The sequence below is a fragment of the Qipengyuania sp. NPDC077410 genome, from assembly GCF_044543405.1.
GTDB lineage: Bacteria > Pseudomonadota > Alphaproteobacteria > Sphingomonadales > Sphingomonadaceae > Qipengyuania > Qipengyuania pacifica.
Map to the genome: position 1 here is coordinate 19,760 of NZ_JBITWB010000006.1, position 20,135 is coordinate 39,894.

20 protein-coding genes are annotated in these 20,135 nt (G+C 60.3%); 8 read left to right on the forward strand and 12 right to left on the reverse strand.

The window, feature by feature from the left end; translation table 11 throughout:
- Positions 1–5 precede the first annotated feature (5 nt).
- Positions 6–1,373, reverse strand: coding sequence for a DNA repair protein RadA (radA, locus tag ACIGGE_RS17375; RefSeq protein WP_397491279.1), 1,368 nt, complete (start codon positions 1,371–1,373; stop codon positions 6–8).
- Positions 1,374–1,444: 71 nt separating this feature from the next.
- On the opposite strand from radA, the gene ACIGGE_RS17380 reads away from it, so the two are divergent.
- Entirely contained in the window at positions 1,445–3,763 is a 2,319-nt protein-coding gene (locus ACIGGE_RS17380; RefSeq protein ID WP_397491280.1) for a patatin-like protein, read from the forward strand.
- 9 nt (positions 3,764–3,772) lie between these two features.
- Here the strand turns inward: ACIGGE_RS17380 and dnaJ are convergent, their stop codons facing one another.
- Positions 3,773–4,891 (reverse strand): molecular chaperone DnaJ, encoded by a 1,119-nt coding sequence (gene dnaJ, locus ACIGGE_RS17385; protein WP_103025033.1) that lies wholly within the window; start codon positions 4,889–4,891, stop codon positions 3,773–3,775.
- Between the two features lie 68 nt (positions 4,892–4,959).
- A complete protein-coding gene (gene dnaK, locus ACIGGE_RS17390) occupies positions 4,960–6,894 on the reverse strand; it encodes a molecular chaperone DnaK (protein ID WP_196846136.1) in 1,935 nt (644 codons plus the stop codon).
- Between the two features lie 177 nt (positions 6,895–7,071).
- On the opposite strand from dnaK, the gene ACIGGE_RS17395 reads away from it, so the two are divergent.
- Together ACIGGE_RS17395 and ACIGGE_RS17400 are read left to right on the forward strand one after the other, a co-directional pair.
- On the forward strand, positions 7,072–7,551 hold the full coding sequence (locus ACIGGE_RS17395) for a copper chaperone PCu(A)C (protein WP_397491281.1): 480 nt from the start codon (positions 7,072–7,074) through the stop codon (positions 7,549–7,551).
- A gap of 194 nt (positions 7,552–7,745) precedes the next feature.
- Positions 7,746–8,087, forward strand: a complete 342-nt coding sequence (locus tag ACIGGE_RS17400) for a vgr related protein (RefSeq protein WP_397491282.1) — start codon at positions 7,746–7,748, stop codon at positions 8,085–8,087.
- Between the two features lie 25 nt (positions 8,088–8,112).
- On the opposite strand, the gene ACIGGE_RS17405 is transcribed toward ACIGGE_RS17400, so the two are convergent.
- The 4 genes from ACIGGE_RS17405 to hrcA form a co-directional block, all read right to left on the reverse strand.
- Positions 8,113–8,403 (reverse strand): glycine zipper domain-containing protein, encoded by a 291-nt coding sequence (locus ACIGGE_RS17405; RefSeq protein WP_196846133.1) that lies wholly within the window; start codon positions 8,401–8,403, stop codon positions 8,113–8,115.
- Between the two features lie 107 nt (positions 8,404–8,510).
- Positions 8,511–10,262, reverse strand: coding sequence for a DUF885 domain-containing protein (locus ACIGGE_RS17410; protein ID WP_397491283.1), 1,752 nt, complete (start codon positions 10,260–10,262; stop codon positions 8,511–8,513).
- 24 nt (positions 10,263–10,286) lie between these two features.
- The gene (grpE, locus tag ACIGGE_RS17415; protein ID WP_397491284.1) at positions 10,287–10,880 is read right to left on the reverse strand and encodes a nucleotide exchange factor GrpE; all 594 of its coding nucleotides are present in this window, start codon (positions 10,878–10,880) and stop codon (positions 10,287–10,289) included.
- A 12-nt stretch (positions 10,881–10,892) separates the two neighbouring features.
- Positions 10,893–11,936 (reverse strand): heat-inducible transcriptional repressor HrcA, encoded by a 1,044-nt coding sequence (gene hrcA / locus ACIGGE_RS17420; RefSeq protein WP_397491285.1) that lies wholly within the window; start codon positions 11,934–11,936, stop codon positions 10,893–10,895.
- Between the two features lie 84 nt (positions 11,937–12,020).
- Here hrcA and rph point away from each other — a divergent pair, with 84 nt between their 5' ends.
- Complete coding sequence (rph, locus tag ACIGGE_RS17425) at positions 12,021–12,737, forward strand: ribonuclease PH (RefSeq protein ID WP_196846129.1); 717 nt, start codon at positions 12,021–12,023, stop codon at positions 12,735–12,737.
- Positions 12,734–13,360, forward strand: a complete 627-nt coding sequence (gene rdgB, locus ACIGGE_RS17430) for an RdgB/HAM1 family non-canonical purine NTP pyrophosphatase (protein ID WP_397491286.1) — start codon at positions 12,734–12,736, stop codon at positions 13,358–13,360. Before rph ends, rdgB begins: the two co-directional genes overlap by 4 nt.
- Before the next feature lie 3 nt (positions 13,361–13,363).
- Here the strand turns inward: rdgB and ACIGGE_RS17435 are convergent, their stop codons facing one another.
- Positions 13,364–13,774: a CAP domain-containing protein gene (locus tag ACIGGE_RS17435; protein WP_234003276.1), complete on the reverse strand. Its 411-nt coding sequence runs from the start codon at positions 13,772–13,774 to the stop codon at positions 13,364–13,366.
- A gap of 214 nt (positions 13,775–13,988) precedes the next feature.
- Here ACIGGE_RS17435 and hemW point away from each other — a divergent pair, with 214 nt between their 5' ends.
- Both hemW and ACIGGE_RS17445 read left to right on the forward strand, forming a co-directional pair.
- Positions 13,989–15,143, forward strand: a complete 1,155-nt coding sequence (hemW, locus tag ACIGGE_RS17440) for a radical SAM family heme chaperone HemW (RefSeq protein WP_397491287.1) — start codon at positions 13,989–13,991, stop codon at positions 15,141–15,143.
- Positions 15,140–16,036 carry a tyrosine recombinase XerC gene (locus tag ACIGGE_RS17445; RefSeq protein WP_397491288.1) on the forward strand — a complete coding sequence of 299 codons (897 nt, stop codon included), beginning with the start codon at positions 15,140–15,142 and terminating at the stop codon, positions 16,034–16,036. Before hemW ends, ACIGGE_RS17445 begins: the two co-directional genes overlap by 4 nt.
- Here ACIGGE_RS17445 and ACIGGE_RS17450 read toward each other — a convergent pair.
- From ACIGGE_RS17450 to rsmI, 4 genes are read right to left on the reverse strand one after another with little or no spacing between them, the layout of a single operon-like run.
- Positions 16,033–16,638: a DedA family protein gene (locus tag ACIGGE_RS17450; RefSeq protein ID WP_221598402.1), complete on the reverse strand. Its 606-nt coding sequence runs from the start codon at positions 16,636–16,638 to the stop codon at positions 16,033–16,035. The two genes, ACIGGE_RS17445 and ACIGGE_RS17450, sit on opposite strands and share 4 nt — an antisense overlap.
- Before the next feature lie 32 nt (positions 16,639–16,670).
- Positions 16,671–17,639: a glutathione synthase gene (gene gshB / locus ACIGGE_RS17455; protein ID WP_397491289.1), complete on the reverse strand. Its 969-nt coding sequence runs from the start codon at positions 17,637–17,639 to the stop codon at positions 16,671–16,673.
- A gap of 33 nt (positions 17,640–17,672) precedes the next feature.
- The gene (locus ACIGGE_RS17460) at positions 17,673–18,023 is read right to left on the reverse strand and encodes a YraN family protein (protein WP_222828122.1); all 351 of its coding nucleotides are present in this window, start codon (positions 18,021–18,023) and stop codon (positions 17,673–17,675) included.
- A complete protein-coding gene (rsmI, locus tag ACIGGE_RS17465) occupies positions 18,020–18,874 on the reverse strand; it encodes a 16S rRNA (cytidine(1402)-2'-O)-methyltransferase (protein ID WP_397491290.1) in 855 nt (284 codons plus the stop codon). The genes ACIGGE_RS17460 and rsmI overlap by 4 nt, the downstream gene beginning before the upstream one ends.
- 37 nt (positions 18,875–18,911) lie before the next feature.
- Between rsmI and ACIGGE_RS17470 the strand changes: the two genes are divergently transcribed.
- Positions 18,912–20,072: a penicillin-binding protein activator gene (locus ACIGGE_RS17470; RefSeq protein ID WP_397491291.1), complete on the forward strand. Its 1,161-nt coding sequence runs from the start codon at positions 18,912–18,914 to the stop codon at positions 20,070–20,072.
- Positions 20,073–20,135: the final 63 nt, after the last annotated feature.

Below are 20,135 nucleotides of genomic sequence, written 5' to 3' on the forward strand. Positions count from 1 at the left end.
GTGACTTATGAATTACCGATTACGCGGTCAACGAGGTTCGCCAGTTGTCCCAAACCATCGTAAGCGAGCGCCGACGCTCCCCCCTTCACATCCAGCGGTCCGAACCCCCGATCGAAGCCGAGCTTGGCCGCTTCCCGCAGGCGCAGACCGCCATGCGCGACCGGGCGGATTTCGCCCGCGAGCGAGACCTCGCCCAGCCAGATGCTGCGCGCGGGCAGAGCCTTGTCCGACATCGCGCTGACGAGAGCCGCAGCGACGGCAAGATCCGCCGCTGGGTCGGATAGCCGATAACCGCCAGCCACGTTCAGATAGACTTCTGCCGAACTGAAGTTGAGCCCACATCGCGATTCCAGTACGGCAAGGAGCATCGCAAGCCGGCCCGTGTCCCAACCGACGACGGCACGGCGAGGCGTCGCCCCGGATTGCAGCCTTACGATCAGCGCCTGAATTTCCACGAGCACCGGCCGCGTGCCTTCGATGGCCGGGAAAACGGCACTGCCGGCCATCGGTTCGTCGCGGCCAGAGAGGAACAGCATGGAAGGATTGTCCACCTCTTCCAGCCCTTCCCCCGCCATGGCGAAGACACCGATTTCGTCGACGGCGCCAAAGCGGTTCTTGAGCGCGCGCAAAATCCGGTACTGATGGCTGCGCTCCCCTTCGAAACTCATCACCACATCGACCATGTGTTCGAGCACGCGGGGCCCCGCGATGCTGCCATCCTTCGTCACATGACCGACGAGCACAAGCGCGACACCGTTTTCCTTCGCGTAGCGGATCAGTTCGAATGCACAGCCACGGACCTGGCTGACCGTTCCCGGCGCCCCTTCGATCGTGTCGGAATGCATCGTCTGGATCGAATCGATCACCAGCAGACCCGGTGCATCCATAGAACCCAATGTCGTGAGAATATCGCGCACACCGGTCGCCGCTGCCAGCTTTACCGGGGCATCGGAGAGACCCAGCCTCGCCGCGCGCATGCGCACCTGACCCGATGCTTCTTCGCCGCTGACGTAGACGACCCCGCGCCCTTCGCGGGCGATCCGTGCTGCCGCCTGCAGCAGAAGGGTGGACTTTCCGATGCCCGGATCCCCGCCGAGCAGGATCGCCGAACCCGGAACGAGCCCGCCACCCAGAGCCCGGTCGAATTCGGCCAGGCCGGTGGGCTGCCGCACGGGAAGGGGTCCCGGCTTGTCCAATTCGACAAACTCGACGGCCCTCCCCCCACTCGAAAGATCGTGTTTCATCGAGAAGACTGTCGCCGGGGCATCTTCCACCAGCGTATTCCATTCTGCGCAGTCGGCACATTGCCCCTGCCAGCGATGGGAGACACTGCCACAGGCCTGGCAGACATAGCGTTTCTTCGGCTTTGCCATGCGCCCAGCTAGCCAGAACATTTGATGAACGCAATTGCCTTGCGCCGTTTATCCGTGCACAGCATCGGGCGATGCGGCACAAGGAACTGAGGATCGCGCTGGTATGCTATGGCGGAGTCAGCCTGGCGGTCTATATGCACGGGGTTACACGCGAATTGTGGCAGCTCGCCAGGGCTAGCCGCGATTTCCATTCGACAAGTTCATCCCCCGACGGCGTAGGCAGGGTCTATCGCGATCTGCTTGAGCGGATTGCGGCAGAACAGGACCTGCATGTCCGGGTCCTGCCCGACATCATGAGCGGCGCGAGCGCGGGCGGGATCAACACCGTCTTTCTGGCCCAAGCTGTTCATTCGGGCCAGTCACTGGAGCCGTTGACCGATCTCTGGCTGGAGGTCGCCGATGTGGACGAACTGGTCGATCCCAAGGCGCGGCTCAAATGGCGCTTTTCGAAAATGTGGGCACAGCCCTTCGCGACCTGGCTACTGAACCGCCCGGGCGGTGATCTCGCCGATGCCGTCGCACCGGAAACGCGGGCAGAGGTCGAACGCAAGGTCTCGCACCTCGTACGCGGGCGGTGGTTCGAACCGCCATTTTCCGGCATCGGTTTTTCGCGTCTGCTGGAACGGGCGTTTTCGGCAATGGCCGAAAGCAAAATAGAAAAGCCGCTCCTCCCACCGGGCCACCCGCTGGACCTGTATGTCACCACGACGGATTTTCATGGATATCTGGAACTCCTGCGGCTTCACAGCCCGCCTGTCGTCGAAGACACCGAACACCGCATGCCCATATCGTTCAGAACGCGCACGCCCGCGGCGGGTGGACGCGATCTGGCCAATCCGCTCGAACTGGTATTTGCGGCCCGAGCGACAGCCAGTTTTCCGGGCGCCTTCCCACCCTTGCGCGTCGAAGAGATCGATCAGCTTTCCAATCTCACCGAACGTACGTGGGCTGGGCGCGATGATTTTATCCAACGCATAATGCCCGTTCATGCTGCGCGGGATAGTATTGAAAACGTGTCGCTTATCGACGGATCGGTACTCGTCAACAAACCGTTCGCCGGCGCCATTTCCGCTCTTCAGGGTCGTCCCGCTCAGCGCGAGGTGGATCGCCGTTTCGTATATGTCGATCCCCGCCCGGACAGGTCGAGCAATCGCACGTCGGAAAAGAACGAGCCGGTTGGTTTCTTCTCCGCGATCTTCGGATCCTTGTCGACCATTCCGCGCGAACAGCCCATTCGTGACAATCTGGAACAGCTCGAAGAACAGAGCCGCGAGGCTGAAAGGTTGAGGCGGATCGTCAGCGCTCTGCGGCCAGAAGTGGATGCAGCCGTCGACAAACTGTTTGGACGCACATTGTTTCTGGATCGCCCCACTCCAGCGCGGTTGAATGCGTGGCGGCAGAAAGCCCAGCAGGCGGCGGCTGAAAGGGCTGGATATGCTTTCCACGCTTATGCGCAGGCCAAGTTTGCCGGGATCATTACGAGATTGGCCAGGCTCGCCATCGAGGCTGCGCCAAAACTCGCTGTCGACGATACGTCTCCTATCGAAGCGGTGCTGCGGGCCGAATTGGCGCAGCGCGGTTTGGACACTCTTTCTGCGCCGGGCGGGGGTGCATCGCCCGAAGCAATCGCGTTTCTGAGAGAACACGACATCGGATTTCGCATTCGCCGTCTGCGGTTGCTGGCCCGGCGCCTCGCGCGCGACTGGGAGGCAGATCCCGACATCCCGGACGATGCACTGGAAAAGGGGCGCGATGCGGTGTTCGAGATACTTGCCCTTTATTTCGAAAAGGAAGGCGTCGCGGCGCTCGGCTCGTCATTTGAGCCACTGGCCGAAAGTGTCCTGCAAGATCCCGGAAGCCTACTCGACATGATCGAGGCGAAACGTCTGTTGCCAGACCTCGACGAACGGGCGGAGGAGATGCTTGCCGCTGCGCTTGAGCAGATGCCAAAGAATCTGCGGCGTCGGATGCTGCTAACCTACTTGGGATTCCCGTTTTACGACGTGGCGACCCTGCCGCTCCTGCGTAATGAAGGGCTGACCGAGTTCGACCCGGTCAAAGTGGACCGCATAAGCCCTGATGACGCGCGTAGCATTCGCGAAGGTGGGACACGGGCCACCTTGCGCGGAATCGAGTTTTACAGCTTCGGGGCGTTCTTCAGCCGGGCTTACCGCGAGAACGATTACTTATGGGGACGACTGCACGGGGCCGAACGTATGATCGACCTCGTGTGCTCAACCGTAAGCAAGCCCTTTGCGGAGGATACCCGCCGCAGCTTCAAGCGAGAAGCCTTCAATGCCATCCTGGACGAAGAGCAGGGTGCCAAGCGCTGTTCGAAAAAGCTGATCGAGGAAATTCGCCGAGAAGTGTCGGAGCGTTTGCCTGACTAGCAAACGGGATCACCCGCCGAAGGCACCTTTCAGCTTATCGAAGAAACCACGGCTTTCAGGGCATTCGTCACCGGTTTCCAGTTCGCGGAACTGTTCCAGCAATGCACGCTGTTCCTTGCTCAACCTGGTCGGAGTTTCCACGGCAATTTCGACAACAAGATCGCCGCGGCCCCGCCCTTGCAGAACAGGCATGCCCGCACCACGCTGTCGCAGCTGCTTGCCCGACTGGATGCCTGCGGGAATTTCGATCGTGACATCTTCGCCATCCAGATTGGGAATGTCGATCGACCCGCCCAACGAAGCAGTCGTGAAGCTAATCGGGACGCGCGTTGCAAGAGCTGTCCCTTCGCGCTGAAAAATCTCGTGCGGCTTCACATGCACGAAAATATAAAGGTCACCGGGAGGAGCTCCACGCGGCCCAGCCTCCCCCTTGCCCGAAAGCCGAATGCGAGTTCCGGTATCGACGCCCGGCGGAATTTCGACGGCAAGCGCCTGAGGAACGTCTATGCGCCCTTCCCCGCGGCAGTCGCGACAGGGCGAGGTGATGACTTCGCCGCTGCCATGACAATTGGGGCATGGTCGCTCGACCACGAAAAAACCTTGCTTGGCCCGAACTTGTCCCTGCCCGTGGCAAAGGTTGCAAGTTCGCGCGCGAGTACCTGGCGTAGCGCCGGACCCGTGGCAGGTTTCGCAATTCTGTGAAACTTCGATCTCGATCTCGGTCGATTTACCGTGAAAGGCTTCTTCGAGATCGATCTGCATATCGTACCGCAGATCCGCACCGCGCCTGGGACGTGCACGTCCTCCGCCGCCGAATGCACCACCAAAGATGGTCTCGAATATATCTCCGATGTCGCCGAAGTCGGCACCAGGTTGACCACCGCCCGGTCCGCCTTGCTGAAAAGCTGCGTGGCCATAACGATCGTAAGCGGCACGTTTTTGAGGATCCTTGAGAACCTCATAGGCGGCGCTAACGGCCTTGAACTTGCCTTCGCTTTCCCCGCATCCAGGATTGCGATCCGGATGGTGCTTCATCGCCAGTTTGCGATAGGCCGACTTGATCGTCGCCCCATCGGCATCGCGGCTCACTCCGAGGAGTTCGTAAAAATCAATTTCGGTCGCTGACATGGCTTCCCAATACTCAGTCGCCACCGGTGCATTGCGGCACCGGCGGCGACTGGTTTCTCATCGTCCGATCAGTTCTTTGCGTCTTCGTCGACTTCGGAGAATTCGGCGTCGACGACTTCTTCTTCCGAGCCGCCTTCACTACCGGCAGCCGCGCCGTCGGTCGGAGCGTCGGAAGCGGCCTTGGCTTGCTCCTGCTCGTAAATCGACTGGCCCATCTTCATCGCGCTCTGCGACAGGTCCTGAGCCTTGGCGTTGATGTCGGCTGCATCGTCGCCTTCGAGCGCCGTCTTGAGGGCGGCAACCTTCTCTTCAACTTCGCTCTTCAACGAAGCGTCGATCTTGTCGGCATGTTCTTCAAGCTGCTTTTCGGTTGCGTGAACGAGACTGTCGGCCTGATTGCGCGCTTCCGCACCTTCACGACGCTTCTTGTCCTCGTCGGCGAACTTCTCCGCGTCCTGAACCATCTTTTCGATGTCGTCGTCGGACAGACCGCCCGACGCCTGGATGCGGATCTGCTGTTCCTTGCCCGTGCCCTTGTCTTTGGCGGACACGTTCACGATGCCGTTGGCATCGATGTCGAAGGTAACTTCGATCTGCGGCACACCGCGCGGTGCGGCAGGGATACCGACCAGGTCGAACTGGCCCAGCATCTTGTTGTCCTGCGCCATTTCACGCTCGCCCTGGAAGACGCGGATGGTAACCGCATTCTGGTTGTCTTCCGCGGTCGAGTAGGTCTGCGTCTTCTTGGTCGGGATCGTCGTGTTGCGATCGATCATCTTGGTCATGATGCCGCCGAGCGTTTCGATGCCCAGCGAAAGCGGGGTCACGTCGAGCAGCAGCACATCCTTGACGTCGCCCTGAAGAACGCCGGCCTGGATGGCGGCACCCATTGCAACGACTTCATCGGGGTTCACGCCGGTGTGCGGCTTCGAGCCGAAGAATTCTTCCACCACTTCGCGAACCTTGGGCATGCGGGTCATGCCGCCGACCAGGATCACTTCGTCGATCTCGTTCTTGGACACGCCAGCATCGGCCAGCGCCTTCTTGCACGGTTCGAGCGTGCGCTTGATCAGATCGCCGACGAGCTGTTCGAGCTTCGAACGGCTGATTGTTTCGACGAGGTGCAGAGGGGTAGAGCTGCCGCCTTCCATGCGTGCGGTGATGAAGGGCAGGTTGACTTCGGTCTGTGCCGAGCTCGACAGTTCGATCTTCGCCTTTTCGGCAGCTTCCTTCAGACGCTGCAGAGCGAGCTTGTCGGTCCGGAGATCCATGTTCTCCTTCTTCTTGAACTCGTCCGCGAGATATTCGACGATCGCGCTGTCGAAGTCTTCGCCGCCCAGGAAAGTGTCGCCATTGGTCGACTTCACTTCGAAGACGCCATCGCCGATTTCGAGAACCGAAACGTCGAACGTACCGCCGCCAAGGTCATAGACGGCGATGGTCTTGCCGTCTTCCTTGTCCATGCCGTAGGCAAGTGCTGCAGCCGTCGGCTCGTTGATGATGCGCAGCACTTCGAGGCCGGCAATCTGACCGGCATCCTTGGTTGCCTGACGCTGCGCGTCGTTGAAATATGCGGGAACGGTGATGACTGCCTGCGTGACGGTTTCGCCAAGATAGCCCTCTGCCGTTTCTTTCATCTTCTGCAGGATGAAGGCGGATACCTGACTGGGCGAATAATCTTCGCCGCCGGCTTCAACCCACGCGTCACCGTTCTTGCCCTTGACGATGTCGTAAGGGACGAGACCCATGTCCTTCTTGGTCAGCGGATCATCGAACCGGCGACCGATAAGGCGCTTGATCGCGAAAAGGGTATTGTCAGGATTGGTTACCGCCTGCCGCTTGGCCGGCTGACCAATCAGGCGCTCGCCGTCCTTAGTGAAGGCGACAATCGAAGGCGTCGTGCGCGCGCCTTCCGAATTTTCGATAACCTTGGGCTTTCCGCCGTCCATAACGGCGACGCAGCTGTTGGTTGTGCCAAGGTCGATACCGATAACTTTGCTCATGGTTTCCCCATCTGTTTCAAGTCGTTGGACACCGCATCATTGGTTCCCCGATCCTGGCGAAACCGGTCGGCGGCTCTATCCGGTGGTGTATTACTCGGGCGATATAGGTGTGGTTTTTCTTGGCACAAGGGAGGGGGTCGGCTAGTTTTTCGGCCAGTACGTAGAGGGGACAAATTGATGAAACTTACACATTTAGCACCGGCCGCCCTGACTTTGACGGCGCTCACGTTGGCGGGATGTTCGAGCCCTGCCGAAGAAACCACTGCGCCTGCAGCGGATGAAGTGGCCCTCGAAGTCAGCAATGCGCGACTGATGCTACCGGCAGTCTCCGGCAACCCGGGTGCCATCTATTTCGATGTCGAGAACACCAGTGATCGCAATTACGCAATCCGTCGCGCAGATGTGAAAGGGGCCGGCAATGCGGAACTTCACGGTTCGCTGGAGGTCGATGGCCAGATGATGATGGACAGCGTCGGACAGGTGCTTGTCGAATCGGGTGGTACGCAGAGCTTTCAGCCCGGCGGCTTCCACGTGATGGTTTTCGATCTCGACCCTTCGGTGCAGGCTGGCACCTCGACCGACATGACGCTCACCGTCGTTGGCGGCAAGAAGAAGACTTTCCCCGTCGAAGTCCGCGCCGCAGGTGACGAGCGCTGAGCGACGGGCAGCAAGTGCCGGGCGCGAAAATCATGGAGGATGGTTTCGTGCCCGGATGTCCGATTGGGGGCGAGCGGCCCCTGACCTCAGGCGAGATAAAGCTTGCGCGAACCGTTTTCGGTCACGCAATCGATTACAGCCGAATTATGATCAGGCGGAAAAAATGGTTTCCGTTTCAACCTCGGCAGGTCACCATGGCTCCGCGCGGCCACCTGCATTTTCATCCTCGCGGGGAAACGTACTGCGATGATTTCTCGAAGGTCGATCTACGGCGCCAAGGCCTTTTCATCCACGAATTGGTTCATGTCTGGCAGGTCCAGGCGAAGGGCGAATGGTTTCTGGTAACGCGGCGCATGCCGTGGGCGCGTTACGATTATTCACTCAAGCCCGGTTGGCCACTCGAACGATATGGTATCGAGCAACAGGCGGAGATCGTGAAACATGCTTTCTGGCTGCGCCGGGGCATGAAGATCGCCGGCGTCGCCGATCCGGCTGCTTACGAAATACTGGTCCGCTTCCCCGGCGCCGAAAGCTGATCCGGCACCGGGGTACGAAGCCTGCTTACCAGTATCGGGCGTAACGGTCGTCATAACGGCAATCATCGTCGACATAACGGCCATCGCCATAATAGCCGTCGCACTCGTCGTTCTTGTCCGTGGCATAACCGACCACGCCGCCGATGGCTGCGCCGGCCAGCGCGTAGGTGGTGATGTCATCGCCCAGAATGGCGCCCAGACCCGCACCGGCTGCGGCACCGAGCCCGGCGCCTTCAACGCCATAGTTCTGCGCACAGGCCCCGAGTCCGAGGGTGGAAACGGCCAGGGCAGGTGCAAGAAATAGCTTGGCGTTCATCGCGATTCTCCGAAATTGTTAGCGTTGGCCATCTACGGGCGGCGCCGGATGTTGTTCCTTGGCACCCGCTGCCCGCACCGTATCCCGCGCCACGTTTTCGGAAGTCGTCAGTCGTAGGTTACCCCGGCCAACCCCTGCCCGCCATCGGCGATAAATGCGTCGATCCGCGCTTCGAGTGCGGGAAGCGGAACCGAGCCGAGCGACAGCACCACATCGTGGAACTTGCGAATGTCGAAGGCGGAACCGAGTTCTGTCTCGGCCTTCTCGCGCACCCGGCGGATGGTCAGTTCCCCCAGCTTGTAGGCCAGCGCCTGCCCCGGCCAGCTGATGTAGCGGTCGATTTCGGTGCCCACTTCCCGCTCGGACAGCGCAGTATGGCTCGCAAGATAGTCGACCGCCTGCTCCCGGCTCCAGCCGTAGTGATGGATACCGGTATCGATGACCAGCCGCGCAGCGCGCCACATCTCGTAGGACAGTCGGCCGAACTTCTCGTAGGGCGTGCGATAGATGCCCATCTCTTCCCCGAGATATTCCACATAGAGACCCCAGCCTTCGCCGAAACCGGAGAAATAGGTCTGGCGGCGGAAGCGCGGCGCCTCTTCCTGCTCCAACGCGACGGCACCTTGAAAGCTGTGGCCCGGGACGCATTCGTGCAGTGTCAGTGCAGGGATATTGTAGAGTGGTCGGGACGCCAGATCGTAGGTATTCATCTGGCAGGCATCGAGCCCGCCCCGTCCCGCCGTATAGAACGGAGCAATGGCAGGATCGACCGGCCGGATGGTGAACCGGTGCCGGGGCAGGAACCCGAAATAGTCGGCCAGCCGCCCATCGACACGCTTTGCGGCATAGGCAGATACGCCCATCAGTTCATCGGGCGTGCGCGCAACGAATTGCGGATCGGTGCGCAGAAAGTTCACGAACTCCGCCAGCGTGCCGTCGAAGTCGGAGCTCTCCTTTACCTTTTCCATCTCGGCGGTAATGCGCGCCACCTCGTCGAGACCGATGCGGTGGATTTCCTCTGCCGACAGGTCGAGCGTCGTATATTGCCGGATCTGCTGCGCGTAATAGGCCTCGCCATCGGGAAATTCGCTGGCGCCGAGGGTGGTGCGGGTCTGCGGGAGATATTCGTTGCGAAAGAAGGCGAGCCAGTCGGCATAGGCCGGCGTGACATCGTCGCGGATCGCGGCACGGCCGGCTGCCCTTAGACGTTCCTGTTCGGCTTCGGGAATGCTGCGCGGCATGTCGGCAAATGGCTTCCAGAACGGGCTGTCTTCCGGCTTTTCCACGACATAGGAGGCGATGGAGACATCGCGGCCTTCCAGCGTAACCCGCGGCACCGAGAACCCGCGCGCGAGGCCTGCTTTTGCGTTGGCGGTCTGCTCGGCGAAATACCGCGGAATGTCCTGCATCCGGCCGATGTAGTTTTCGTATTCCTCTACCGTGGCGAAACCCCGCGAGGGCGCGAGGTACGACCAGAAATTGGAATCGCTGTCGAACGGCATTTCCCATTCGGCGAACTGCGCATCGCCGATATCAGATTCCAGCAACGACCGGAGCACTAGAGCATTGGTCCTTGCCTTCTCGCTCAATGCTTCGCGATCGATCTGGTCGAGGCGTGACAGATAGGACTTGTATTGCGCGGCGCGCTGACGCTGCGCGTCGGGGGTAACCGACCACAAAGTATCGCCCTGCTCGGTGCTACCGTTCGCCGCCTCGCTCATGCCGAACTGTTCGAGCTGGTAGTCGTAATATGCATCAGCCAGCGCCGACAGTTCATCGTCGGCGCTATCCTGAGCAGCAAGCGGTGTAGCGAAGGCGGAGGCGACAAGAACCGCCGCTCCGAAAATGGCAGTCCTCATCGTCATTCCCCTGCTTTGACGGAGTTAATCGGGCTTCTTGGCCACGCCGACCATGGCTGGACGCAGCAGGCGATCCTTGATCATATACCCGGCCTGCATTTCCTGCACGATCGTGCCGGGCTCTGCATCATCGGTCGGCACTTCCATCATTGCCTGATGCTGGTTCGGGTCGAGCGGCATGCCCTTGGCGGCAATGCGCGTGATGCCATTGCTGTTGAAGACTTTCTCCAACTCACGCTGAGTGGCTTCGATGCCAGCGATGAAATTCTTCGCCTTTTCGTGTTCGCGTAGTTCTTCGGGAACGTGGTCGAGCGCCCTCGCCAGGTTATCGGCAACACTGAGAATATCGCGTGCGAAACCCGTTGCTGCATAATTGCGGGCGTCCTGAACATCCTTTTCGAGCCGGCGACGCACATTCTGCGTTTCCGCACGCGCATAAAGCACGTCCTGCATCGCCGTTTCGAGATCGCTCTTCAGTTTCGCGAGCGCGTCATCGATCGGAGTATCTGTGTCGTCATCTGAATCGTCGCGAAGATGTTCGGGTACACCTTCCATCTCACGTGCCAGATCTGCATCGACCGCTTTTTCGTGCGGTTCGTTCTTGTTCTCGTCGTTCACTGGAAAACCCTGTCAGCCAATTCGTTTACCCAAGGATCGGGCGGTGAAATCCACCATGGGGACGACTCGCGCGTAATTCAACCGAGTTGGACCAATGACGCCCAGCACACCGACAACCTTACCCTCCCGGTCCCGGTAGGGCGAAGCGATCACGGAAGAGCCCGAAAGCGAGAAAAGCCGGTTCTCGCTGCCGATGAATATGCGCATCGCGTCAGCTCTCCGGGCACGTTCCAGCAAGCCGGCCACCGATTGCTTGCTTTCCAAGTCGTCGAGCAGCGAGCGAACCCGTTCGATATCGCCCAGTGCGGTCTCGTCGAGCAGGTTGGCCTGCCCCCGGACGATCAGGACCGGGCGATTGCTGGCATCTTCACTCCACACCGCGAGCCCCCGCTGGACCAAATCGCGACTGGCTTCATCGAGGGCAGATTTGCCGCTGGCAATCTCCTTTTCGACCATGCTCGCGGCCTGCGCCAAGGTCCGTCCGGCGCTTCGTGCGGTGAGATAGTTGCTCGCCTGCTCGAGTGACGTGCCGAGCGCCTCGACCGGAAGGGCGATAATCCGGTTCTCGATATGTCCGTCTTCGCCCACCAAAACAGCCAGCACGCGGTTTGCATCCAACGCGGTGAGGGATATCTGTGCCAGCTTGGGTTCGCGTGTCGGCACCATCACCATGCCTGCCGCGCCCGAAAGATCGGACAGCAAGGCGCTGGTTTCTTCCAATGCTCGCTCGATCGGTCCCGGCTCCGCAAGGCGCTGCTCGATTGCGGCACGTTCTTCGCGGGTCGGCTCGGCGACTTGCATCATCGCATCGACGAAAAGACGAAGGCCCGTTTCCGTCGGCATTCTACCCGCGCTGGTATGCGGTGCCGCCAACAGTCCGCGCTGCTCGAGTTCGGCCAGCACCGAACGTATCGACGCCGGAGAAAGGTTCACTCTCCCCTCCCCCGCCAGCGCCTTGGAACCCATGGGTGTGCCGCTTTCCAGATACCCTTCGACCACGAGCCGGAAGATGTCCCGTGCGCGATCGGACAAATCTGTGAGTGGCGGTGAATTCATGTTCCCTATCTAACCACTCCCCTTGCGGCCTCAAGACCCTTGCGCCACAGGCATCCCCGAGATTCGACTGCAATGGAGAAACCTATGCGACCTTCCGGCCGTGCGCCCGACGAAATGCGCGCTATCACCATCGAAACCGGCTACACCAAGCATGCTGAGGGCAGCTGCCTGATCAGTTTCGGTGAAACGCGTGTCCTGTGCACCGCTTCGGTCGAAGATCGAATCCCGCCTTGGCTTCGCGGCAAGGGCGAAGGCTGGGTCACTGGTGAGTATTCAATGCTCCCGCGCGCGACGCATACCCGCGGCCAGCGCGAAGCGGCCAAAGGCAAGCAGAGCGGCCGGACGCAGGAAATCCAGCGTTTGATCGGCCGCAGCCTGCGCTCGGTCGTGGACCTGAAGAAGCTGGGCGAGCATCAGATCACGCTTGATTGCGACGTTTTGCAGGCCGACGGCGGTACTCGCACGGCCTCTATCTCCGGCGCTTGGGTCGCCCTTCGCCTGGCAGTCGACGGCCTGATGAAATCGGGCGCTATTACGCAGGATCCGATTTCGGCGAAAATTGCCGCGATCTCCTGCGGTATCTACAAGGGCACACCTGTTCTCGACCTCGACTATCCCGAGGACAGCAGCGCCGATGCCGATGCTAATTTCGTCCTCATCGAAGGCGGCAAGATTGCCGAGGCGCAAGCCACCGCCGAAGGCGCGCCCTACGACGAGGAGGGCTTCCTGCGGCTCTTGCGCCTTGCCCAGATCGGCTGCGCGCAGATCTTCAAGGCTCAGGAAGAGGCAACGCGCAAATGACACGCCGTATCGGTTCGAGCACGCTGGTGATTGCCACGCATAACGCGGGAAAACTCAAGGAGATTTCCGCGCTGCTCGAACCGTATGGTGTCAAATGCATCTCGGCGGGCTCTCTCGGGCTACCTGAACCTGCAGAAACCGGCACCACGTTCGTCCAAAATGCGCTTCTGAAAGCGCGGGCGGCAGCGGAGGCTTCGGGTCTGGTGGCTCTGGCAGACGATAGCGGCCTGTCGGTTGACGCACTCGACGGGCGACCCGGCGTCTATACCGCGGATTGGGCGGAACGGCAGTGGTTCGAAGGCGATCCCGGTCGTGACTGGTTCATGGCCATGGGCAAGGTGGAAGGCATGCTTCAACAGAAAGGGGCGAATGTCGATCGTTCCAGCGCCTTTCATTGCGTGCTCGCTCTGGCGTGGCCCGATGGGGAACAGGCCATCTACGAAGGGACCGCAAAAGGCACGCTCACCTGGCCTCCGCGGGGCACTCTTGGATTCGGATACGATCCGGTTTTCGTACCCGAGGGACACGAACAGACTTTTGCTGAACTCGATCCTTCAGATAAGCACGCCATCAGCCACCGCGCGGATGCCTTTGCAAAGCTGGTCGCCGAGCAGTTCGGCTGAATCTCAGTAGGCCTTTCGGCCCCAGACATTCCCGGCAGGCCAGTACCGGCAGACAAGGACATCATTGCCGCGCGCCGTAACCACCGCGCATCCAACCTCTTTCGTGTCACGCCACACTATCTGAGTGTAATGGCCCACGTCGCTCCAACTGCCGGTGCGCGAGATGTTTGGAAAGCTGTCATGCCGGTAATGTTTTTTCTCTTCGAGAAACATGCCCACCATGGTTTCGATGGGCCAATTGCCGGCTGTTCCCATCCAGAGGTTCTCGCCCGTACCGTTGCGTGTGGAACGATCGGCGTGTTGTAAAACGCCTTTTTCGGAGAGAACGCGAGCCCATTGTTCTGCTTCGCGTTCGAGATGGACATTCCATTTCAGCGGCTCGAGGCTGAGGCGATTTCGTTCTGCATTGTGCATGCCGAGAATGCGTGCCGCGACCTGGACCCTGGAACCTGATGGCGCCGTTCGCTCCCCAGGCATCGCATAGCTTGAGTTAGACGATCCGCTTGCAGCCACGGCAGTCCCCGTGGCACAAAGCACCGCTAAAGCGCCGACGATAGGCGCAGTCCATTTTCCTGACCCGTCCATGGCGGGCAGATTCCGCATCCACAGTTAAGATAAGCTGAAGATATTGGCCCGCGCATTATACATTCATTGGCCGTTCTGCCTTGCGAAATGCCCCTATTGCGATTTCAACAGTCATGTACGGCAGACCACGGATGTCACGTTGTGGGAAACAGCCCTGCTTGCAGACATGCGTCATGAGCACGGCGAAGCCTGTTCCGATGAACCGCTGACGAGCATCTTTTTCGGTGGTGGAACCCCTTCCCTGATGCCCCCAGCGTTGGTCTCGACCCTTCTAGGCGAGGCCGAACGCCTCTGGGGTTTCGAACCCGGAATCGAAATCACGCTGGAAGCCAATCCCAGTTCGGTAGAAGCTGCCACATTCGCCGATCTTGCCCTTGCCGGAGTTAACCGGGTTTCGCTCGGTGTGCAGAGCCTGCGCGACGACGTACTGCGCTTCCTCGGCCGCCTTCACGGCGCGGACGAAGCGGTAAAAGCTGTCGAGGTGGCGCAAAGCCATTTCTCGCGCGTGTCGATCGATCTTATCTACGCACGCCCGGAGCAATCGGAAAATGACTGGAGCATGGAACTGGCCGAAGCTCTCGCGCTGGGCACCGATCACATGTCGCTTTACCAGCTCACTATCGAACCGACGACCCGGTTCGCGACCGATGTCCGTCGCGGCATTTTCGACCCGCTGGACGACGACAATGCCGCAGATCTCTTCGCTCTCACGCGCAGCATGACAGACGCAGCGGGGCTACCGGCATATGAGGTCAGCAACCATGCCCGCCCCGGACAGGAAAGCAGGCACAACCTCACATACTGGCGGTATCAGGATTATATCGGCATCGGACCCGGCGCCCATGGGCGGCGTCGAAATGAGGCAACAGTTAGGCATAAGAAACCGGAAAACTTTCTTTCGGCAGTCGCGGATCACTCGCACGGAATTGCCGAAGCATGCATGCTCGATCGGCGCGAACAGGCTTCCGAAGCACTCCTGATGGGCCTTCGACTTGACGAAGGGATCGACCTCGCTGCGATCGGTGGCCGGTTCGATGTTACAACCTCTAGTCTGATCGATGTCAGCAAGATGGCCCTTTATCGGGATCTCGGCCTCGTGTGGTCGAGGGAGGAAAAGATCGGCGTCACTCCGCAAGGCATGCCATTACTGGATGCGCTGCTGGGCGAATTGGTTCAGGCAGATCTGGTGGCATCATGAGCCGGGCTGAGCTGCTGAGTCCTTGGCACGATCACCTCGCTTTGGGGCTCAGGCGTTCGCCGCATACGGTTCGGGCTTACGACAAGGCCGCATCAAACCTTCTCGCTCGGCTCAACCTCAATTCTTGGGACCAGGTGGCCGATATCACGGCTGCACAACTGCGGTCCCATCTCGCCTCGCGGCGTTCGGACGGATTATCGAATGCTTCTGCGGCGCGTGAGTTGTCCGCGCTCAAGGGGTTTATCGCTTTCGCCCGGGCACAGGCAGGCCATGAACTTTCTGACCCTCCCCGAATGCGAGGACCCAAAATCCGCAAGGGTTTGCCCCGCCCCGTCACGCCTGACGATGCGATAGGGCTTGCCGATACCGTGGAGGCTATCGCAGGCGAAGACTGGATTGGCGCGCGGGACCGTGCGGTTCTCCTCCTGCTTTATGGCGCGGGCATGCGTATAGCCGAGGCACTCTCTGTTTCAGGGGATGCGATCCCCCTGGGTGAACGACTGACCGTCACCGGCAAGGGCGGCAAACAGCGCGTTGTGCCTATCCTGCCCGTCGTGCGGGAAGCGGTGGCTGATTACGTCGCTCAATGTCCTTGGACGCTGAGCAGAGATGAGCCCCTATTCCGGGGAGCCAAGGGCGGACCATTGACCCAAGGTGTCGTGCAGAAGGCGACTGCTCGGGCTAGAAAGGCCTTAGGGCTGCCTGACACGGCAACACCCCACGCACTGCGCCACAGCTTCGCGACCCATCTTCTGGGCGCAGGCGCCGATCTACGCAGCCTGCAGGAATTGCTCGGCCATGCCAGCCTCGGATCCACGCAGATTTATACGAAGGTCGACGCCGCTAGCCTGCTGGATATTTATCGCAAAGCCCACCCACGCGAAGGCAGCTAGCGCTTGTCCCGCGGTTTCCATGTAACCACCCGCCACAGATATCCCACCAGCGCGAGACCGATGAATCCGAGGATGATCCAGCCAAGTATGTGCTGCGATTCTTCCAGCCAGTCAGCGAGCCTCCGCCCGCCTTCGACCAGGAGAAGGTTCCAGATGAACGCCCCCGCAAAGGTAAATGCAAGAAACCGCCAGACGCCCATGTGAGCCAAGCCTGCCGGAAGAGAAATCATGGTCCGGAAGATCGGCGTAAAGCGGAAGACGAACACCACCCATGGTCCATGCCGGCGAAAAAATCCGCGAGCCTTTTCGACATCTTCCCATTCCATGGTCAGCCAGCGCCCCCATCTCTCGACAAAGGGTTCGAGCCTCGTTTTGCCCCAATGGTCTCCCAGCCAATACCAGGCGTAATTGCCGAGAGTCGATCCGACCGTCCCGGAGATCATCAATGGCCAGAAATCCATCGTGCCGCGGGACACCGCCACCCCGCCAAGCCCCATGATGACTTCGGAAGGGATCGGCGGGAAAATGTTCTCCAGCGCCATGAGAAGGAAGATGCCGACGAGGCCGCCCTGCTCTATCGCGCGGATGATAAGTTCGTGCATGGACCGCTAACGATCAACTCTGTCGGATGGTCCTACATTGCGGCATGACGGCGTTCGATCGCATCCCATATGAGCCCGGCCGTATCCGTGCCGTTGAATCTGTCAATCGCAACGATTCCCGTAGGCGAGGTGACATTTATCTCCGTCAGCCACTTGCCTCCGATCACATCAATGCCAACGAAGACGAGCCCGCGCCGCTTGAGTTCAGGCCCCATCGCCGCGCATATTTCCTCTTCCCGCGCGGTCAGCTTAGTCGCTTCGGCATGACCGCCCTGAGCAAGATTTGAGCGAAACTCGCCTTCGCCTGGGAAGCGGTTGATTGCGCCGGCAAATTCGCCGTCGACCAGTACGATGCGTTTGTCGCCTTCACTCACTTCAGGAAGGAAGGGCTGCACCATGTGCGGTTCCGGCCAGGTTTGATCGAAGACTTCGGACAAGGCCGAAAGATTCGTACCGGACTCGTCGATCCTGAAGATCGCCTTGCCACCGTTGCCGTGAAGAGGCTTCACCACGACCGATCCGTGTTTTTTCTGGAATGCTCGCAGATCATCCACGTGACGTGCGACGAGCGTCGGCGGCATATATTGCGCATAGTCCAGCACGAACATCTTCTCGGGGGCGTTCACGACTTCTCGCGGGTCGTTGGCAACGAGCGTCTTTCCCTTCAGGCGATCGAGCAGCAGCGCCGCACTGATATAGCCGAGATGAAAGGGCGGATCCTGGCGCATCAGGATTACGTCGATGTCTTGCGCCAGGTCGATGCGTCGGCGCTCTCCCGCGCTGAAATGATTTCCTGCATCGCGCTGCACTGTTACCGGCGCGGCATGCGCAGTAATCCGGCCATGGGGTGTCCCATCGCTTTCGTAGGCAAGGCTGGTCACATCATAATGCCAGAGTTCGTGCCCTCGCGCCTGCGCCGACAGCATCAGGGCGAAGGAACTGTCGCCCGCAATGTTGATGTTCTCGAGCGGGTCCATCTGGACGGCGACGCGTAGCGACATTTTATTCTCCGATCATCTGGCGCCCATCAGCGATCAGGGCTGCCAGGCATTGGCGATGTGGCGAGGGAAGCTACCGGGCGCAAGGAGGATTACGTCGATCCGGATGTCTTCACCATTCACGGCATAACGATGCGCCGCCGCTTCGACCGCTGCGGCGACGCGGGAAAGACGATATTCGTCGATCGCATGATCGAGATCGACGCCCCGTTTGCGCCATTTCACCTCCACAAAGGCGATGATTGAGCCGCGCTTGGCGACCAGATCGATCTCGCCGACGGGCGTTTTGACCCGCTGGTCGAGGATCTGCCATCCTTTCGCCCGGAGCCAGAGGGCTGCTCGCGCTTCACCGTCACGGCCATTCTTCTCCGCCGATTGGCGCTTCATGCCGAGCGGAGTTCCATCGCGCGGGCATATAACGTCTTGCGGTCCATCCCGGTTGCTTTGGCCACCTGAGCCGCGGCCTGCGAGGCTTTCATCGTCCTCAACGCATTCCGAAGCATAGCATCGGCATCTTCTTCGCTGGCAATGCTTTCCGGCGGGGGGCCGACCAACAACACGATTTCGCCTTTGGGCGGGTTGGCATCATAATATGCCAGCAAACCGGACGGCAGCCCGCGGCGCAGTTCTTCGTGAAGCTTGGTTATTTCGCGGGCCACGGCAACTTCACGATCGGGCAATGCCGCTTCGATCGCCGCTAACGATTTCGTCAGTCGCGGCGCGGTTTCGTAGAATATCAGTGTGGCGTCTACTGCCGCAAGCTCGTCCAAGGTCTCTCGCCTCGCCTTTTCCTTGCTCGGCAGGAAACCGGCGAACAGGAACCGGTCGTTCGGCAATCCGGACAGGGCTAGGCCACTGATAGCAGCGCAAGCCCCGGGAAGGGCGGTCACCGGAATGCCCTCGGCCCGGCAGTCGTTGACGAGGCGATAGCCCGGATCCGATACCATCGGCGTGCCTGCATCGCTGACCAGTGCGACCGCTTTCGATCGCATGGATTCGACCAGGCGCGTTCGGTCGCGATGTTCGCTATGATCGTCATAGCGCCACATCGGTTTCGAAATACCCAGATGTTTTAGCAGCTTGCCCGTTACGCGGGTATCCTCGCACGCGACGCCGTCGCATTGTCGCAACACTTCGACCGCTCTCAGCGTAATATCGCCGAGATTGCCGATCGGGGTGGAGACGATATAGAGCCCCGGTGTAAGGGATCGGTTTTCGGGTGAAGTTGCATCGGACACCGTTCACCCATGAACCAAGAATGAGGGATGCGGCAAGATGAAGCGCTGGACTATCGACCGTCGGGCAATGGTTACCGTGGGGCTGGCAGCATTGCTGGGCGCCTGCGCGGTGATTCCAAAGGGTGCAGAACGCCCCGGCCCCGTGGCCCAGACGCCCGCACCGGAACCGACCGAAAGCCTGCCAAGCGATGAAACGCGGCACCGCATCGCATTGCTCGTGCCAATGACCGGCCAGAACGGCCCGGTCGGCCAGTCGATTGCCAATGCGACCACCATGGCGCTGCTCGACACGAACGCCGACAACCTTCGCATCACGACCTATGATACAGCGAAAGGCCCGGAGGCCGCCGCGCAGCAGGCTATTGCGGAAGGCAACAAGCTGATCCTCGGCCCACTACTCGGTTCGAACATCCGGTCGGTCGTTACCTCTGCCCGCGCGGCTGATGTGCCGGTCATATCTTTTTCCAACGATATCAGCGCTGCGGGCCCCGACGTGTTCATCATGGGCCAGATTCCTGACCAGTCGATCATGCGTACTATCCAGTACGCGCGCAGCAAGGGCGCCCAGAGGTTTGCCGTTATCGCTCCCGATGGAGAATATGGCGCCCGAGCAGAGAATGCCATGCGCCAGGCCGTGTCCGCCTTTGGCGGAGAAGTGGTGTGGACCGAACGGTATGCCCGCGGCAATACCTCCATCGTCAGCGCGGCCCAGCGCCTCAAATCGCATGGGGGCTATGATGCGGTCCTGATCGCAGATGGCGCGCGTCTCGCGGCACAGGCGGCTGGTGTGCTCAATCCTTCCGGTGGCGGCGACAAGACCCGCCTTCTCGGCACCGAATTGTGGAGCGGCGAAAGCGCGGTCACTCGAGCCTCGGCATTGGGCGGCGCATGGTTCTCGGCCATATCGGACACGCGGTACAAACGGTTTGTGGACAGTTACGAGGCGCGCTTCGGTAGCCAGCCATATCGCATCGCAACACTTGGGTACGATGCCGTTCTACTGACCTTGCGTGTTGCTCGCGACTGGCGTGTCGGGCGGGATTTCCCCGAAAACGAGTTGCTCGCGTCGGACGGTTTTCTGGGGCTCGATGGCGCATTCCGCTTCGGTCGCAACGGAATGGTCGAACGTGCTTTTGAAGTACGCGAAGTACGCAATGGCTCGGTCGTCGTGGTCGATAACGCGCCTGCCCGGTTCTAAGCAGGGCGGATAACCTGTCCGCGGCGCTTGTAGGCGGACAGATCGGCGCGATATAGCAGCAGC

Coding starts and splice junctions, on each gene's coding strand:
- ACIGGE_RS17405 (WP_196846133.1), bottom strand. CDS start 8,403: ATGAACGCCAAGCTATTTCTTGCACCTGCCCTGGCCGTTTCCACCCTC.
- hrcA (WP_397491285.1), bottom strand. CDS start 11,936: ATGAATTCACCGCCACTCACAGATTTGTCCGATCGCGCACGGGACATC.
- ACIGGE_RS17445 (WP_397491288.1), top strand. CDS start 15,140: ATGAGCCGGGCTGAGCTGCTGAGTCCTTGGCACGATCACCTCGCTTTG.
- rdgB (WP_397491286.1), top strand. CDS start 12,734: ATGACACGCCGTATCGGTTCGAGCACGCTGGTGATTGCCACGCATAAC.
- radA (WP_397491279.1), bottom strand. CDS start 1,373: ATGGCAAAGCCGAAGAAACGCTATGTCTGCCAGGCCTGTGGCAGTGTC.
- ACIGGE_RS17435 (WP_234003276.1), bottom strand. CDS start 13,774: ATGCACAATGCAGAACGAAATCGCCTCAGCCTCGAGCCGCTGAAATGG.
- ACIGGE_RS17460 (WP_222828122.1), bottom strand. CDS start 18,023: ATGAAGCGCCAATCGGCGGAGAAGAATGGCCGTGACGGTGAAGCGCGA.
- ACIGGE_RS17410 (WP_397491283.1), bottom strand. CDS start 10,262: ATGAGGACTGCCATTTTCGGAGCGGCGGTTCTTGTCGCCTCCGCCTTC.
- dnaJ (WP_103025033.1), bottom strand. CDS start 4,891: ATGTCAGCGACCGAAATTGATTTTTACGAACTCCTCGGAGTGAGCCGC.
- ACIGGE_RS17400 (WP_397491282.1), top strand. CDS start 7,746: ATGGCTCCGCGCGGCCACCTGCATTTTCATCCTCGCGGGGAAACGTAC.
- ACIGGE_RS17395 (WP_397491281.1), top strand. CDS start 7,072: ATGAAACTTACACATTTAGCACCGGCCGCCCTGACTTTGACGGCGCTC.
- dnaK (WP_196846136.1), bottom strand. CDS start 6,894: ATGAGCAAAGTTATCGGTATCGACCTTGGCACAACCAACAGCTGCGTC.
- gshB (WP_397491289.1), bottom strand. CDS start 17,639: ATGTCGCTACGCGTCGCCGTCCAGATGGACCCGCTCGAGAACATCAAC.
- rph (WP_196846129.1), top strand. CDS start 12,021: ATGCGACCTTCCGGCCGTGCGCCCGACGAAATGCGCGCTATCACCATC.
- ACIGGE_RS17450 (WP_221598402.1), bottom strand. CDS start 16,638: ATGCACGAACTTATCATCCGCGCGATAGAGCAGGGCGGCCTCGTCGGC.
- ACIGGE_RS17470 (WP_397491291.1), top strand. CDS start 18,912: ATGAAGCGCTGGACTATCGACCGTCGGGCAATGGTTACCGTGGGGCTG.
- ACIGGE_RS17380 (WP_397491280.1), top strand. CDS start 1,445: ATGCGGCACAAGGAACTGAGGATCGCGCTGGTATGCTATGGCGGAGTC.